This is a genomic window from Mesorhizobium sp. CA5 (assembly GCF_020165105.1).
Lineage (GTDB): Bacteria > Pseudomonadota > Alphaproteobacteria > Rhizobiales > Rhizobiaceae > Mesorhizobium.
In genome coordinates, this window is sequence record NZ_JAIUHJ010000005.1 from 226,623 (window position 1) to 241,993 (window position 15,371).

Genomic DNA, 15,371 nt, shown 5'->3' on the forward strand with positions numbered 1-15,371 from the left:
TGTCGGGAGATCGAGGCCATGGCCGCCGAGAAGAACGCCTTCGTGTGGAACGATCCTTTCCTGATCGAGGACCAGCTTTCCGAGGACGAGCGCATGGTGCGCGACGGCGCTGCCGCCTTCGCCGCCGACAAGCTGGCGCCGCGCATCGAGGAAGCCTATGCCGACGAGAAGACCGACCCGTCGATCTTCCGCGAGATGGGCGAAGCGGGCCTGCTCGGCATCACCATTCCGGAAGAATATGGCGGGCTGGGCGCCAACTATGTGACTTACGGCCTGGTGGCGCGCGAAGTCGAGCGCATCGACTCAGGCTACCGCTCGATGATGAGCGTGCAATCCTCGCTGGTCATGTATCCGATCCATGCCTATGGCTCGGAAGCGCAACGCAAGAAATACCTGCCCAAGCTGGCGTCGGGCGAATGGATCGGCTGTTTCGGGCTCACCGAGCCGGACGCCGGCTCCGATCCAGGCGGCATGAAGACGCGCGCCGAGAAGACCGCGAACGGCTACAGGCTCTCCGGCTCCAAGATGTGGATTTCCAACGCGCCGATCGCCGACGTCTTCGTCGTGTGGGCGAAGTTGAAGGGCGACAGCGGCAAGGATGAGATCCGCGGCTTCGTACTGGAAAAGGGCATGAAGGGACTGTCGGCGCCGAAGATCGGCGGCAAGTTGTCGTTGCGGGCGTCAATCACCGGCGAGGTGGTGCTGGAAGGCGTCGAGGTCGGCGAAGACGCGTTGCTGCCCAACGCCAAGGGCCTCGGCGGTCCGTTCGGCTGCCTCAACCGGGCGCGCTACGGCATCTCCTGGGGAGCGATGGGCGCGGCCGAGGATTGCTGGCACCGGGCGCGGCAATACGGCCTCGACAGAAAACAGTTCGGCAAGCCGCTCGCCGGCACGCAATTGTTCCAGAAGAAGCTCGCCGACATGCAGACCGAGATCGCGCTCGGACTGCAGGGCTCGCTGCGCGTCGGCCGGCTGATGGACGAAGGCAAGATGGCGCCGGAGATGATCTCGATCGTCAAGCGCAACAATTGCGGCAAGGCGCTCGACGTCGCCCGCCAGGCCCGCGACATGCATGGCGGCAACGGCATCCAGATCGGCTATCACGTGATGCGCCACGCGCAGAACCTGGAGACGGTCAACACCTACGAAGGCACGCATGACGTGCATGCGCTGATCCTCGGGCGGGCGCAGACGGGGATCCAGGCGTTTTTCTAAACCGGTAAGGCTGCTTAAATTAGGTGCAGCGCAACATCTCTGCTTGGAAAATGGCCAGCATCTATGTCAGGGTTCGGCGAATTGAAACGCCGAACTCCGGGGCACCATGGCAATTCAGGCAGCCGTTCATCACCTGACCCATTACAAATATGACCGGCCGGTGGTGCTCGGTCCCCAGGTGATCAGGCTGCAGCCGGCGCCGCACTCGCGCACCAAGGTGCTCAGCCACTCGCTGAAGGTCGAGCCGGCAAACCACTTCGTCAACCTGCAGCAGGATCCCTACGGCAACTTCCTCGCCCGCTTCGTCTTCCCGGAGCCGGTGACGGAATTGAAGATCGAGGTCGACCTCGTCGCCGACATGACGGTCTATAACCCGTTCGACTTCTTCGTCGAGGAAAGCGCCGAGACCTTTCCGTTCGACTATCCGGAGGAGATCAGGGAAGACCTCGCCATCTACCGCGCGCCGGAGCCGGCCGGGCCGCTGTTGACGGCATTCCTTCGGACGATCGGCCGCAGCCCGACAAACACCGTCAATTTCCTGGTCGACCTCAATGCAAGGTTGCAGCGCGAGATCGCCTATATCGTGCGCATGGAGACGGGCGTTTATTCGCCCGAGGAGACATTGGCCGCCGGCAAGGGCTCGTGCCGGGATTCGAGCTGGCTCTTGGTGCAGATCCTGCGCAATCTGGGCGTCGCCGCGCGCTTCGTCTCCGGCTATCTGATCCAATTGAAGCCGGATCTCGTCTCGCTCGACGGACCGCCGGGGACCGCAGTCGACTTCACCGACCTGCATGCCTGGTGCGAGGTCTATATTCCGGGCGCCGGCTGGATCGGCTTCGACCCGACCTCCGGCCTGCTCACCGGCGAAAGCCATGTGCCGCTTGCCGCGACGCCGCATTTCCGCAATGCCGCGCCGATCTCAGGCATGGCGAGCTTCGCCAATGTCGATTTCCACTTCGACATGCGGGTCGACCGCATCGCTGAGCATCCGCGCATCACCAAGCCATTTTCGGACGAAAGCTGGGAGGCGCTCGATCGACTGGGCGAAAAGGTCGACGCGGTGCTGAAAGACGGCGACGTGCGGCTCACCATGGGCGGCGAGCCGACTTTCGTGTCGATCGACGATTTCGAATCCGCGGAATGGAACACGGCGGCCGTCGGTCCGACCAAGCGCGACAAGGCGGACCAGCTCATCCGCCGGCTGCGCGAGCGCTTTGCGCCGGGCGGCTTCCTGCATTACGGTCAGGGCAAGTGGTATCCGGGCGAGAGCCTGCCACGCTGGACCTTCTCGCTCTACTGGCGCACCGATGGCGAGCCGATCTGGCGCGATCCGTCGCTGATCGCGCGCGAGACGAGCAGCGCCGCCATCGGACCCGAACAGGCCGAAAGCCTGCTCACGGCGATCGCCGGCGAGCTCGGCATCGACAAGGCGATGGTCGGCGAGGCCTATGAGGATCCGGGCGAGTGGCTGCTCAAGGAAGGCAAGCTGCCGGACAATGTCGATCCGTCCAATTCGAAGCTGGAGGACCCGGAAGAGCGCAGCCGCATGGCGCGCGTGTTCGAGCGCGGCCTGACCAAGCCGTCAGGCTATGTGCTGCCGGTGCAGCGTTGGAACAGCCAGGCTGTGGGGCAGCGCTGGCGCTCGGAGAAATGGAAGACCAGGCGCGGGCGCCTGTTTCTGGTGCCGGGCGACTCTCCGGTCGGCTACCGCTTGCCGCTCGGTACGTTGCCCTATGTTCCGCCGGCGCAATTCCCTTACATCGTGCCCGTCGATCCCTCAGTGCCACGTGGCCCGCTGCCTGCGCGCGCCGAAATCCCGCCGGAAGCTCCGGCTGGCGGCGCGGACGAGATGGCGCGTCAGCAGGCGGAGGCCTCCTTCACTGCCGCCACGGCCCAGCAGGACCGGGTCGAGCAGCGACTGACCGAGATCGGTGGCGCGGTGCGGACCGCACTCACCGTCGAGCCGCGCGACGGCAGGCTCTGCGTGTTCATGCCGCCGGTCGAGGCGCTGGAGGATTATCTCGAATTGGTGGCGGCGGCGGAAAACGCTGCCAAGGCCATCGGGGTGCCGGTGCATATCGAGGGCTATGCTCCGCCGCACGACCCGCGCCTCAACGTCATTCGCGTCGCGCCCGACCCCGGCGTGATCGAGGTGAACATCCATCCGGCCGCCAACTGGCAGGAATGCGTTGCCACCACCACTGCCATCTACGAGGAAGCGCGGCAGTCGCGGCTCGGTACCGACAAATTCATGATCGATGGTCGCCACACCGGCACCGGCGGCGGCAATCATGTCGTGGTCGGCGGCGCGACGCCCAATGACAGCCCGTTCCTGCGCCGGCCGGACCTTCTGAAGAGCCTGGTGCTGCAATGGCAGCGGCATCCGTCGCTGTCCTACCTGTTTTCGGGCCTGTTCATCGGCCCGACCAGCCAGGCGCCGCGCATCGACGAGGCGCGGCACGATTCGCTCTATGAGCTCGAGATCGCGCTGGCGCAGGTGCCGCATCCTGACAAGGGCGAGGCGCCCTTGCCTTGGCTGGTCGACCGGCTGTTCCGCAATCTCTTGACCGACGTGACCGGCAACACGCACCGTTCGGAAATCTGCATCGACAAATTGTTCTCGCCGGATGGCCCGACCGGCCGGCTCGGGCTGGTCGAGTTCCGCGGCTTCGAGATGCCGCCCAATGCACGCATGTCGCTCGCGCAGCAATTGCTGGTCCGCGCGATCGTCGCCCGCGCCTGGAGGAACCCGCTCGACGGACGCTTCGTGCGCTGGGGCACCTCGCTGCACGACCGTTTCATGCTGCCGCACTACGTCTGGGCGGATTTCCTCGACGTGCTGGAGGATCTGAAGCTCGACGGCTTCGATTTCCGCCCCGAATGGTTCGCGGCCCAGCTCGAATTCCGTTTCCCGTTCTGCGGCGAGGTGCAACATGCCGGCGTCAAGCTGGAGTTGAGGCAGGCGCTGGAGCCATGGCATGTGATGGGCGAGCAGGGCGCCATCGGCGGCACGGTCCGGTTTGTGGACTCCTCGGTCGAGAGGCTGCAGGTGAAGACAGAAGGCCTCAATCCGGAACGCCACGCCATCGTCTGCAACGGCCGCCTCGTGCCGATGAAGGTCACCGACAATCGCGAGGTCGCGGTGGCCGGCGTTCGCTTCAAGGCCTGGCAGCCGGCGTCCGGCCTGCATCCGGCACTGCCGGTCAACACGCCGCTGGTCTTTGACATCTATGACCGCTGGTCGGCCCGCTCGGTCGGCGGCTGCGTCTACCATGTCGCGCATCCGGGCGGCCGCAATTACGACACCTTCCCAGTCAACGGCAACGAGGCCGAGGCGCGACGGCTTGCCCGGTTCGAACCGCGCGGCCACACGCCGGGCGGCTATGTGCTGCGTGACGAAGAAGCTGCTGAAGAGTTCCCCATGACCCTTGACCTCAGGCAGCCGGCGAGATTCTGATCGACAATGGCCAAGGGGAATCAGAGACGGGCGGGCGGCAGGCCGCGGGCGCCGAGCCTGCTGGAACGCTACCGACCGATCGAAGGCGTCGTCGACGAGATGGTCGACGCGGCCGGCAGCCCGCGCCCGGCCTGGCGCTCCTTCATCGACGCACTCGACGATCTCGGGGCGGATCGGCTCGGGCAGCGGTTTGCCCGCGCCGATCAGTATCTGCGCGATGCGGGCGTCTATTACCGTGTCTATGAGCAGGCTGGCGCCAATGAGCGGGAGTGGCCGCTCGCGCATGTCCCGCTGCTGATCGACGAGAAGGAATGGGCCGACATCAGCGCCGGCCTCGTCCAGCGCGCCGACCTGTTCGAGGCGATCCTGTCCGACATTTACGGGCCGAACCGGTTGGTCGAGAAAGGCATTCTGCCGGCCGGCCTGATTGCAGCCAGCCCGGAATATCTGCGCCCGATAGCCGGCGTCCGGCCGGCCAACGGGCATTTTCTGCATATGGTCGCCTTCGAGCTCGGCCGTGGCCCGGACGGCCGCTGGTGGCTGCTGGGCGATCGCACCCAGGCGCCGTCGGGCGCAGGCTTCGCGCTGGAGAACCGCGTCGCCACAACGCGTGCGCTGTCGGATATCTATGGCGAGATGCATGTGCATCGGCTTGCCGGCTTTTTCCGCCGCTTCCGCGACGCGCTGAACGCTATGGCAAGGGAGTCGGGCGGCCGCGTCGCCATCCTGACGCCGGGACCGCTCAACGAAACCTATTACGAGCACGCCTATATCGCCCGCTATCTGGGCATCATGCTGCTCGAGGGCGAGGACCTGACCGTTTCCGGCGGCAGGCTGATGGTGCGAACCGTTTCCGGCCTGATGCCGATCGGCGTCCTGTGGCGGAGGCTCGATGCCGCTTTCGCCGATCCGCTGGAGCTCAGGCCGGACTCGCAGATCGGCACACCGGGATTGGTCGAGGCAATCCGGCGCGGCTCCGTATCGGCCGTCAATGCGCTGGGTTCGGGCCTGATGGAGACGCGGGCATTGCTGTCGTTCCTGCCCAGGATCGCGCGAGAACTGCAAGGTGACAATCTCAAGCTGCCGAGCATCGCCACCTGGTGGTGCGGGCAAGAGGCGGAGCGCGCGCATGTGCTGGCCAATATCGACCGCATGGTGGTCGGCCCGGCGCTCTCGACCCGGCTTGCCTTCGAGGACGATGGCGCGACCCGGCTCGGATCGTCCCTTTCGGCCGGCGAGCGGGCCGAGCTCATCGCGCGCATCGAGGCGGACGGCGCCGGCTTCGTCGGCCAGGAAGCCGTGACGCTGTCGACCACGCCGGTGTTCGTCGACGGCTTGCTGGAGCCGCGGCCTGCCAGCCTGCGCGTCTATCTGGCGCGCACGCCGGAAGGCTGGACGGTGATGCCCGGCGGCTTCGCCCGTGTCGGATTTTCGCTCGACCCGACGGCGATTGCCATGCAGCGCGGCGGCCAGGCGGCGGATGTCTGGGTGGTCAGCGACAGGCCGGTCGAGCGCGAGACATTGTTGCCGCAGGAGCATGACGGCTTCACCCGCACCATGCCGGGCAGCCTGCCCAGCCGCGCGGCCGAGAACCTGACCTGGCTCGGACGCTATATCGAGCGCTCCGAAGACACGGTGCGCGTGCTGCGCGCCTATCACGTGCGGCTTGCCGAGACGTCCGATCCGGATATGCCGCTGCTCGCCGATATCAGGGACTATCTGCAACCGTTCGGCATCGACGTCGAAACGGCGATACCACCGGGGTTGATCGGCACTTTGGACAGCGCGGTCTACAGCGCCGGCCAGATTCGCGACCGCTTCTCTCCCGATGGCTGGCTGGCGCTGAAGGATCTGTCCAAGACCATCCACAAATTCGCGGAGACGGTCGCGCCCGGAGACGACGCGACGCGGGCGATGACGGTGATGCTGCGCAAGCTTGCCGGCTTTTCCGGCCTGCTGCACGAGAACATGTACCGCTTCACCGGCTGGCGCTTCCTGGAGATCGGCCGCAGGCTGGAACGCGGCATCCAGATCGCCCGCACGCTCAGCCAGCTGACAAGGAATGAGGCGCCGGAAGGGGCGCTGGACATGATGCTGGAGATCGGCGACAGCGTCATGACCCATCGCCGGCAATATCCGGTGCAGGCCGGGCGGCGCACGGTGATCGACCTGCTTGCGCTCGACCCGCTCAATCCTCGCTCGATCCTGTTCCAGCTCGAGCGGCTGAAGGCCGAGATCGGCATGCTGCCTTCGATCGGCGGCGAGGGGCACATGTCACCCGCCGCCAAGGAGATACTGCGGCTCAACACGGCAATAGCCGTCATGGAGCCGTCGGACATGAGCGCCAAGGCGCTCGACGACCTCGCCGGCCAGATAGGCGATCTCTACAACAGCCTCTCCAAGGCCTATTTCGGTTAGAGCGTTTCCAGCGAAAAGGATCGCCTTCAATGCTCTATCTCTCTGTTTTTGCGCAATTCCGGACGCAAGGCTACGGCGAAGCCGCCGAGCCCAACGGCTGCGCTTTTTTGCTGGAATTGCCCTAATGCTCTACGACATCAAACTCCATTTGCATTACGACTACGCCGCTGCCGCCGGTGGCGGACGGCACCAGGTGCGCGTCATGCCGCAGACGATCGCCGGAGTGCAGCGCGTGATCGCCGCCTCGCTGTCGTTCCAGCCGTCGCCGGCCGAGCGTGCCGATTTTTCCGATTTCTTCGGGAACAACGTCACCTCGATCGCTTTTCGCGACGCGCATGAGACGCTCGACATCCGCATGAGCGCGCGCGTGTCTGTCTCGCGGCCCGAGCCAGGTCTCGATGTCTCGCCCGATATAAGCGGGCTGAGGTCGGAGCTCGATCTGGTACGCTCGCTATTGCCGTCCGCGCCGCATCATTTCCTCGCCGCCAGCGACCATGCCGGCATCGATGCGGCGATCACGGCCTATGCGCGGGAAAGCCTGGCCGGCTCGGCGGTGGCAACAGCGGCCGATCTCTGCAACCGCATCCATCGCGATTTCACCTATGACGGCAAGGCAACCACGGTGCAGACGCGGGCAAGCGACGCCTTCGCGCTGAAACGCGGCGTCTGCCAGGATTTCTCGCATATCATGATTGCCGGCCTGCGCGGGCTTGGCATTCCCGCCGGTTATGTCAGCGGTTTTTTGCGCACGATCCCACCCAAGGGCAAGCCTCGGCTCGAGGGCGCCGATGCCATGCATGCCTGGGTCAAGGCCTGGTGCGGACGCGATGCCGGGTGGCAGGAGTTCGACCCGACCAACGGCATGCGGGCGAGCAACGACCATATCACGGTCGGCTACGGCCGCGACTATTCCGACGTTGCGCCGATCGTCGGCGTGTTGAAGACCACCGGCGGCCAGGTCGGCGAGCAAGCGGTCGACGTCATTCCGGTCGTCGTCGAAAAGGTGTAACGACAACCCGATTGCCCGCGGGCGCTTCTCAAATGCGCCTGCCGTCGGTATCCTGGGCACGGGATTGATGGGGGCGCGCGCCTGCGTGGGTATGGCGCGCGGAGACAGATTTGGAAGCGGTAAGCGTCATCATACCAGCACATGATGCGGCTCGGACGATTGCCCGGACGCTCGCTTCACTGGTTTCGGAAAAAGAAGTTATCGGCGAGGTGCTGCTGGTTGACGATTCGTCGTCCGACGCCACCGCGGCCGTCGCCTCGGATTTGTCGTTACGGTGCGGGTTGCCGCTGCGCGTCGTCAAATCGAGCTGCCGTGACGCCGGCGGCTCTAGGAATCTGGCTCTGGAGCAGGCCCGCTTTCCATGGATCTATCTGATCGATGCCGACGATATTCATCTGGAAGGCGGCCTGCGCGCACTGCTGGCCAAGGCCGTAGGGGATCGAGGAGCAGACATGGTGGTCGGCGCCTACCGCCGACAGGTCAGCGGCGAGGAGCGGTCGACCAAGCTGCCGGGCGGCTACATGGCAAGCGGACCGGCCAATGCCTGCGCCTATCTCGAAGGGCGGATACGGTCGATCGCAGTCGGCAGCGCGCTGGTGTCGCGGCGGGTTGTCGGCGACACGAGGTTCCCCACCGGGCTCGCCTATGACGAGGACACGCTGTTTTGGGCGCGCCTGATGGCCAAAGCCTCGCTTGCGGTCCTGACACGACCGATCTTCATCTATTTCGTCTCGGCGGAGCGTTCCGACGACCGTTTCACGATCAGGCCCGCCGCTTGCTTTCTCGAATGGCGTCTGGCGCTGCGCCGGCTCCGGTCCTGCGGCATCGCGGAGCGGTCGCTCAAGACCAGGGAAGGCCTCGTCGCCTTGAAGATCGCGCGCGTTCATTATGCGCGCGGTGATTTCGATATGGCGGGAAGATTCCTCAGCGTGGCCGAAGCTGCGCCACGGACGGGCGCGGCTGTCTGGCGGTGCATGCGCTATCGGCTGAAGATCGCGTTGCGGCGCCGGTTCTCGGCGCCGGCCGCCCAATTGCAACGCGCCTGATGGCCGCAAGGCCGGATCTCGCGGTCGTGGTGATTGGTTTGCGGGCACCCGCCTCACTGGCGGCTGCGGTAAGGTCGGTGCTCGACCAGAATGTTCCGCTCGAGATCGTGGTGGTGAATTCCGGCGGCGGCAACGCCATGTCGCTGCTTGCCGATTGCGGCATCGGCGTAACTGTCATCGATGTCGAGGAGCGGTTGTTTGCCGGGGCCGCGCGAAATCGCGGCATCGCTGCAACGCAGGCTCCGTTCATCGCCTTTCTCGCGGATGATTGCCTGGCCTGTCCGCAATGGGCCGAAATCCGGCTGCAGCGTCACCGGGAGGGCGCCGCGGCTGTGGCGAGCGCCGTCCTCAACAGCCATCCGCGCAATCTAGTCGCCTGCGCGGCGCATCTCGTCACCTATATGCGACGCCTGCCCGGTCTCCCGGCCGGGAAGGCGCAGTGCTACGGGGTTTCGTTCGACCGGAAGCTGTTCGAGCGATATGGAGCGTTCGACGAGGGGCTGAAGTCCGGAGAAGACACCGAATTCATGGCCAGACTGCCGGAGGCTCTGCGGCCGGTCTGGGAACCGAGGGTCCTGACCGTTCACCGCAACGAGATGAGCTTGTCCGGCTTGCTTGCCGACCAGTATCGCCGCGGGCGCCGCTATGGCGCCTATCTCCGGTCCCTCGACACCGGAAAACCGATGCGTCCGTTCCGAAAGGTGTTCCGCGACCGGCGCAATGTAGGCAAGCTGATCAAGGAGGGGTTGTCAGGCAAGGACAGGACCTTCGCAAGGCTGTCGCTGCCGATCGTGTGGCTGGCATTGTTCGCCAAATCGCTGGGGGCGTCCGCCGGCGCCCGGCATGGCGACACGACGGAGGACCGGCGATGATCACCATCGAGATGAAGCCGCCGCGCCGGCGGCGCGGCCGATGGTTTTGGTCACAGCGCAAAATCGTCGCCGTTTTCAGCTACCGCTACGATCAGCATCTCGTGCCCGACCTTATCGCCAATCTCGAGCCTGTCGTCGACGGCTGGATCGCCTATGACGACCGCGCCTCGGAGGGGCTTTTCAGCAGCGAGCCGCAGAGGCGGCGTGCGCTTATCGCCGCGGCCCATGAGGCCGGCGCCGATTGGGTTCTGGCCATGGATCCTGATGAAAGGCTGGAACAAGCCGTTGCCGGCCGGATCGGCCGCCTGACCAGCGGGTCCAGGCGCATCGCCTGGGGGTTCCGCTGTCGGGAACTGTATACGCCGGCCAGCTACAGGATCGACGGTCGCTGGGGCCAGAAGATGCAGCACAGGCTTTTTGCCGCCTATCCCCCTGACCGTTATCGATCGAAAGATCTGCACGGCGCCTGGTTTCCCGACGATATCGGCTTCAGGCTCGAGGATAGCGGTCTCAATCTTTATCATTTGAAGATGATCGAGCCAAAGCGGCGCGCAGCGCGTCGCGACCTCTACAATTGCCTCGACCCGGATCGCCGGCTGCAGCAGATCGGCTACGACTATCTGGCGGACGAGTCGGGAATGGTTCTCGAGGCCGTGCCGGCCGGGCGAGAGTACGTTCCCGCTCATGCCGACGACGGCGGGCTCTGGATGGCGGATCTCTCCGCCATGCGGCGGGACTGAAAGCTGTTTCGGAACCAGCCGCCGGTTACGCGGCTTATCTACGGGAACTTCCGTGGAGCCATCATGCTGCAACAATCGCGATCCTGCGTCGACCGGCCGGCAGGCGAGGACCGAAGCCGGAAAGACGGTGCGCAGGATTCGGCCGAGCGCGCGTCGCTCAGCTATGTCAGCGACACCGATCCCGGCGTCCGACGATTGAGAAAAGGCAAGGGATTTTCCTATGTCGGTCCGAACGGGCGCAAGGTCAGCGCGGAGACACTTGCCCGCATCAAGGCGATCGTCATTCCGCCGGCCTGGACGGATGTATGGATATCACCCGATCCGGACGGCCACATCCAGGCAACAGGCCGGGATCAGCGGGGCCGCAAGCAGTACCGTTATCACCCGCAATGGACCGAGGAACGCGACGGCGTCAAATATTCCAGCCTCGTTGCTTTCGCGCAAAGCCTGCCCACTCTCAGGCGGCAGATCGATGCCGATCTGCGCCGCCACGGGCTGCCGATGGAGCGCGTCGTCGCCTCTGTGGTCTGGTTGCTCGACAACACCATGATCCGCATCGGCAACGCGGCCTATGCGCGCGACAACAAGAGTTTCGGACTGACCACGCTGCGTGACCGCCATGTCGAGATCACGGGCTCCAGCCTGCGCTTCGCCTTCAAGGGCAAGTCGGGCAAGGAATGGAAGCTGAAGCTGGCCGATCGCCGCATCGCCAAGGTCGTGCGCGGCGCCCAGGACCTGCCCGGACAGAAGCTGTTCCAATATCTCGACGAGGACGGCGACCGGCGGCCGGTGCGCTCGGAGGACGTCAACCGCTATATTCGCGAGGCCTCCGGCGCCGAATTCAGCTCAAGACATTTCCGCACCTGGGGCGGCACCATCCACGCCGCTTCGCTGTTTGCGCGGACCGAACTGCCGGAAAGCCAAGCGCTGCGGAAACGGGTGACAAACAGCGTCGTCGACAAGGTCGCCGAGCGGTTGGGCAACACCCGTGCCGTCTGTCGCAAATGCTACATCCACCCGCTGGTGTTCGAAGCGTGGAGCAACGGGCGCCTGCTCGACGAAATGGCCGAAGCCAATAAGCACAAGCGCGTCATACCCGGCCTCGACGAGGAAGAAACGCTGGTGCTCAGATGGCTGCAGGCGCGCGGCGCCTGACAGGCGGTTGCGGAGATCGTCAAGTCAGTGATCCCTCGATAAATTTTTTTATCGACCTGGTGTCGGGAAGGGTCCTAGTGTCGCGTCCTTTGATACGGAAAGGACCTGCCATGCTTTACGCCATCCTCTGCTACGCCTCCGAAGACGTCGTCTGCTCCTGGAGCAAGGAACAGGACGACGAGGTCATGGCAAAGCTCCTCAACGTGCAGGACAAATACGCCAAGGCGGGCCGGCTGGGGCCGGTGGCGCGCCTGTTGCCGACGACGGCGGCCACGACGCTGCGAAAGGTCAAGGGGGAATCGATCGTGCTCGACGGCCCATTCGCCGAGACCAAGGAACAATTCCTCGGCTTCTACACGCTCGAATGCAACGATCTCGACGAAGCCGTCGAATTCGCGCGCGAGCTTTCCGAAGTCAATCCGAGCGGCGGTTCCTACGAGATCCGGCCGGTTTCGGTCTTCAATCCGACAAAGGTCGCGGTATGACGGAACTCGCCTGGATAAACGCCGCGATCAGCAATGCCCGCCCACAGGCGATGGGCGCGCTGCTGCGCTACTTCCGCGACCTCGACGCCGCGGAAGAGGCTTTCCAGGACGCGTGCCTGAGGGCGCTCAACAACTGGCCGAAGAACGGGCCGCCACGCGATCCCGCGGCTTGGCTGATCTTCGTTGGACGCAATAGCGGCATCGACGCCGTGCGCAAGCGCGCCAAGCAGGCGCCGATGCCGGAAGAGGACCAGATTTCCGATCTCGAGGATGCCGAAGGCGATATGGCCGAGCGGCTGGACGGTGCGCATTATCGCGACGATATCCTGCGGCTTCTGTTCATCTGCTGCCATCCGGATTTGCCGGCGACGCAGCAGATCGCGGTGGCGCTGCGCATCGTGTCCGGCCTCACCGTCAAGCAGATCGCGCGCGCCTTTCTCGTCGGCGAGAGCGCCATGGAACAGCGCATCACCCGCGCCAAGGCGCGCATTGCCGATGCCGGCGTGCCGTTCGAGACGCCGGGCGCGGTTGAGCGCTCGGAGCGGCTCGCCGCAGTCTCCGCAATGGTCTATCTGATCTTCAACGAGGGCTATTCGAGCAATGGCGGCGAGGCGCCGGCTCGCGCGCCGCTGTGCGAGGAGGCGATCCGGCTCGCCCGGCTGCTGCTCAGGCTATTCCAGCAGGAACCTGAAATCATGGGGCTGACGGCGCTGGTGCTTCTCCAGCATGCGCGGGCACCGGCGCGTTTCGACGAAGGCGGCGAGATCGTGCTGCTCGAGGACCAGGACCGCTCGCTCTGGAGCCGCAAGATGATCGACGAGGGCTTGGCGCTGGTCGACAAGGCGCTGCGCCACCGCAAGCCCGGCCCTTATCAGGTGCAGGCGGCGATCGCGGCGCTGCATGCGCGGGCGGCGACGGCCGAGGATACCGACTGGACCGAGATCGACCTGCTCTATGGTCTGCTGGAGCAGATGCAGCCGTCGCCGGTGGTAACGCTCAACCGCGCCGTCGCGGTCAGCAAGGTGCGCGGCCCGGAAGCCGCACTTGCCATGATCGAGCCGCTGGAAGAGCGGCTGTCGGGCTATTTCCACTTCTTCGGGCTGAGGGGCGGGCTGCTGATGCAGCTTGGGCGCAACGACGAGGCGCGCATCGCCTTCGACCGCGCCATCGCCCTGGCCAACACCGCGGCCGAGGCGGCGCATATCCGCATGCATATCGACCGGCTGATCAAGGAAAGCACTGAGAAGTCTTCCTTCCAAAAAGCGCGCTGATCCGGCTTCGCCGTCTGGCCCAATTTCGCAATCCGGCCTTGGACCATGCCGGGGTAGCGGTTTTCCCCCGAAACGCGTAATGCCACGCCATGAAAGCGCCCGGCTGTGCCCGACGGCACGGACATGGCGCATGGCTTCCACGCCCGTCCCATGAGCGGCGGGATATGAAAGGGACAAAAATGACGTTAGCGAAGGAAACCGCTTCACTTCTTGAGAAACTGGGCGTCGCCAAAGATGCGCTTTCGGGGGGCGACCTGATCGTGCGCAGCCCGGTGACGGGCGAACAGATCGCGGCGCTGAAGTCGATCTCGGCCGCCGACGCCGGCAAGGCCATCGATGCCGCGCACAAGGCCTTCCAGGCCTGGCGGCTGGTGCCGGGGCCAAAGCGCGGCGAGCTGGTGCGCCTGCTCGGCGAGGAGCTGCGCGCGCATAAGGACGAGCTTGGCCGGCTGGTGTCGATCGAGGTCGGCAAGATCCCGTCCGAGGGGCTGGGCGAAGTCCAGGAGATGATCGACATCTGCGATTTCGCCGTCGGCCTTTCCCGGCAACTCTATGGCCTCACCATCGCCACCGAGCGCCCCGGACACCGCATGATGGAGACCTGGCATCCGCTCGGCGTCGTCGGGGTGATCTCGGCCTTCAATTTCCCGGTTGCCGTTTGGTCTTGGAACTCGGCGCTGGCCTTCGTCTGCGGCGACGCGGTGGTGTGGAAACCGTCGGAAAAGACGCCGCTGACGGCGCTTGCCTGCGAGGCGATCTTCAAGCGCGCCGCCAAGCGTTTCGGCACTGATGCGCCGGCAGGGCTGCTGCAGGTGTTGATCGGCGACCGTGCCGCCGGCGAGGTGCTGGTGGATCATCCGAAGGTGCCGCTGGTCTCGGCCACCGGCTCGACCCGCATGGGCCGCGAGGTCGGCCCCAGGCTCGCCAGGCGTTTTGCGCGCGCCGTGCTTGAGCTCGGCGGCAACAATGCCGGCATCGTCACGCCCACCGCCGATCTCGACATGGCGCTGCGGGCGATTGCCTTCGGCGCCATGGGCACGGCCGGCCAGCGTTGTACCACGCTGAGGCGCCTGTTCGTGCATGACAGCGTCTATGATGCGCTCTTGCCGCGGCTGAAGAAGGCTTATGAAACCGTCTCGGTCGGCAATCCGCTGGAGGGCAAGGCGCTGGTCGGTCCGCTGATCGACAAGGCGGCCTTCGACAACATGCAGAAGGCATTGAAGGAGGCTGAAGCGCATGGCGGCAAGGTGACCGGCGGCGCGCGCGTCGAGAACGGCCATCCGGACGCCTATTACGTGCATCCGGCACTGGTCGAAATGCCTGCCCAGGTCTCGCCGGTCACGGAAGAGACCTTCGCGCCGATCCTCTACGTGATGAAATACTCCGATTTCGACGAGGCGCTGGAACAGCACAATGCGGTGGGCGCCGGCCTGTCATCGTCGATCTTCACGCGCGACCTGCAGGAATCGGAGCGTTTCCTTGGCGTCGACGGTTCGGATTGCGGCATCGCCAACGTCAATATCGGCACCTCGGGCGCCGAGATCGGCGGCGCGTTCGGCGGCGAGAAGGAGACCGGCGGCGGCCGCGAGAGCGGCTCGGACGCCTGGAAGGCTTATATGCGCCGCGCCACCAACACGGTGAACTATTCCAAGGCGCTGCCGCTCGCGCAAGGCGTGTCGTTCGACATCGATTGAGGGACGAAG

The 15,371-nt window shown here is 65.2% G+C and carries 11 protein-coding genes; all 11 read left to right on the forward strand.

Translation table 11 applies throughout. The features are described from left to right. The first annotated feature begins 18 nt into the window (after positions 1–18). Positions 19–1,215, forward strand: coding sequence for an acyl-CoA dehydrogenase (locus LB529_RS09225; protein ID WP_224710891.1), 1,197 nt, complete (start codon positions 19–21; stop codon positions 1,213–1,215). A 106-nt stretch (positions 1,216–1,321) separates the two neighbouring features. After that, on the forward strand, positions 1,322–4,672 hold the full coding sequence (locus LB529_RS09230; RefSeq protein ID WP_224710892.1) for a DUF2126 domain-containing protein: 3,351 nt from the start codon (positions 1,322–1,324) through the stop codon (positions 4,670–4,672). A gap of 6 nt (positions 4,673–4,678) precedes the next feature. Further along, positions 4,679–7,090, forward strand: coding sequence for a circularly permuted type 2 ATP-grasp protein (locus LB529_RS09235; protein WP_224710893.1), 2,412 nt, complete (start codon positions 4,679–4,681; stop codon positions 7,088–7,090). A gap of 124 nt (positions 7,091–7,214) precedes the next feature. After that, positions 7,215–8,099, forward strand: coding sequence for a transglutaminase N-terminal domain-containing protein (locus tag LB529_RS09240; protein WP_140842016.1), 885 nt, complete (start codon positions 7,215–7,217; stop codon positions 8,097–8,099). A 110-nt stretch (positions 8,100–8,209) separates the two neighbouring features. Next, positions 8,210–9,145, forward strand: a complete 936-nt coding sequence (locus tag LB529_RS09245) for a glycosyltransferase family 2 protein (RefSeq protein WP_224543309.1) — start codon at positions 8,210–8,212, stop codon at positions 9,143–9,145. Next, the gene (locus LB529_RS09250) at positions 9,145–10,017 is read left to right on the forward strand and encodes a glycosyltransferase family 2 protein (RefSeq protein WP_224707859.1); all 873 of its coding nucleotides are present in this window, start codon (positions 9,145–9,147) and stop codon (positions 10,015–10,017) included. The genes LB529_RS09245 and LB529_RS09250 overlap by 1 nt, the downstream gene beginning before the upstream one ends. Continuing rightward, complete coding sequence (locus tag LB529_RS09255) at positions 10,014–10,757, forward strand: hypothetical protein (RefSeq protein ID WP_140842013.1); 744 nt, start codon at positions 10,014–10,016, stop codon at positions 10,755–10,757. Before LB529_RS09250 ends, LB529_RS09255 begins: the two co-directional genes overlap by 4 nt. Positions 10,758–10,820: 63 nt before the next feature. Beyond that, on the forward strand, positions 10,821–11,912 hold the full coding sequence (locus LB529_RS09260; protein WP_224710894.1) for a DNA topoisomerase IB: 1,092 nt from the start codon (positions 10,821–10,823) through the stop codon (positions 11,910–11,912). A 110-nt stretch (positions 11,913–12,022) separates the two neighbouring features. Continuing rightward, entirely contained in the window at positions 12,023–12,397 is a 375-nt protein-coding gene (locus LB529_RS09265; protein ID WP_095766415.1) for a YciI family protein, read from the forward strand. After that, positions 12,394–13,668, forward strand: a complete 1,275-nt coding sequence (locus tag LB529_RS09270; protein ID WP_224710895.1) for an RNA polymerase sigma factor — start codon at positions 12,394–12,396, stop codon at positions 13,666–13,668. Before LB529_RS09265 ends, LB529_RS09270 begins: the two co-directional genes overlap by 4 nt. A 179-nt stretch (positions 13,669–13,847) precedes the next feature. Beyond that, the gene (locus LB529_RS09275; protein WP_224604011.1) at positions 13,848–15,362 is read left to right on the forward strand and encodes an aldehyde dehydrogenase family protein; all 1,515 of its coding nucleotides are present in this window, start codon (positions 13,848–13,850) and stop codon (positions 15,360–15,362) included. Positions 15,363–15,371: the final 9 nt, after the last annotated feature.

Excerpts from the sequence above, each read along its gene's own strand:
- LB529_RS09250 (WP_224707859.1), top strand. The coding sequence starts at position 9,145 with ATGGCCGCAAGGCCGGATCTCGCGGTCGTGGTGATTGGTTTGCGGGCA.
- LB529_RS09270 (WP_224710895.1), top strand. The coding sequence starts at position 12,394 with ATGACGGAACTCGCCTGGATAAACGCCGCGATCAGCAATGCCCGCCCA.
- LB529_RS09230 (WP_224710892.1), top strand. The coding sequence starts at position 1,322 with ATGGCAATTCAGGCAGCCGTTCATCACCTGACCCATTACAAATATGAC.
- LB529_RS09265 (WP_095766415.1), top strand. The coding sequence starts at position 12,023 with ATGCTTTACGCCATCCTCTGCTACGCCTCCGAAGACGTCGTCTGCTCC.
- LB529_RS09255 (WP_140842013.1), top strand. The coding sequence starts at position 10,014 with ATGATCACCATCGAGATGAAGCCGCCGCGCCGGCGGCGCGGCCGATGG.
- LB529_RS09260 (WP_224710894.1), top strand. The coding sequence starts at position 10,821 with ATGCTGCAACAATCGCGATCCTGCGTCGACCGGCCGGCAGGCGAGGAC.
- LB529_RS09240 (WP_140842016.1), top strand. The coding sequence starts at position 7,215 with ATGCTCTACGACATCAAACTCCATTTGCATTACGACTACGCCGCTGCC.
- LB529_RS09275 (WP_224604011.1), top strand. The coding sequence starts at position 13,848 with ATGACGTTAGCGAAGGAAACCGCTTCACTTCTTGAGAAACTGGGCGTC.
- LB529_RS09225 (WP_224710891.1), top strand. The coding sequence starts at position 19 with ATGGCCGCCGAGAAGAACGCCTTCGTGTGGAACGATCCTTTCCTGATC.
- LB529_RS09235 (WP_224710893.1), top strand. The coding sequence starts at position 4,679 with ATGGCCAAGGGGAATCAGAGACGGGCGGGCGGCAGGCCGCGGGCGCCG.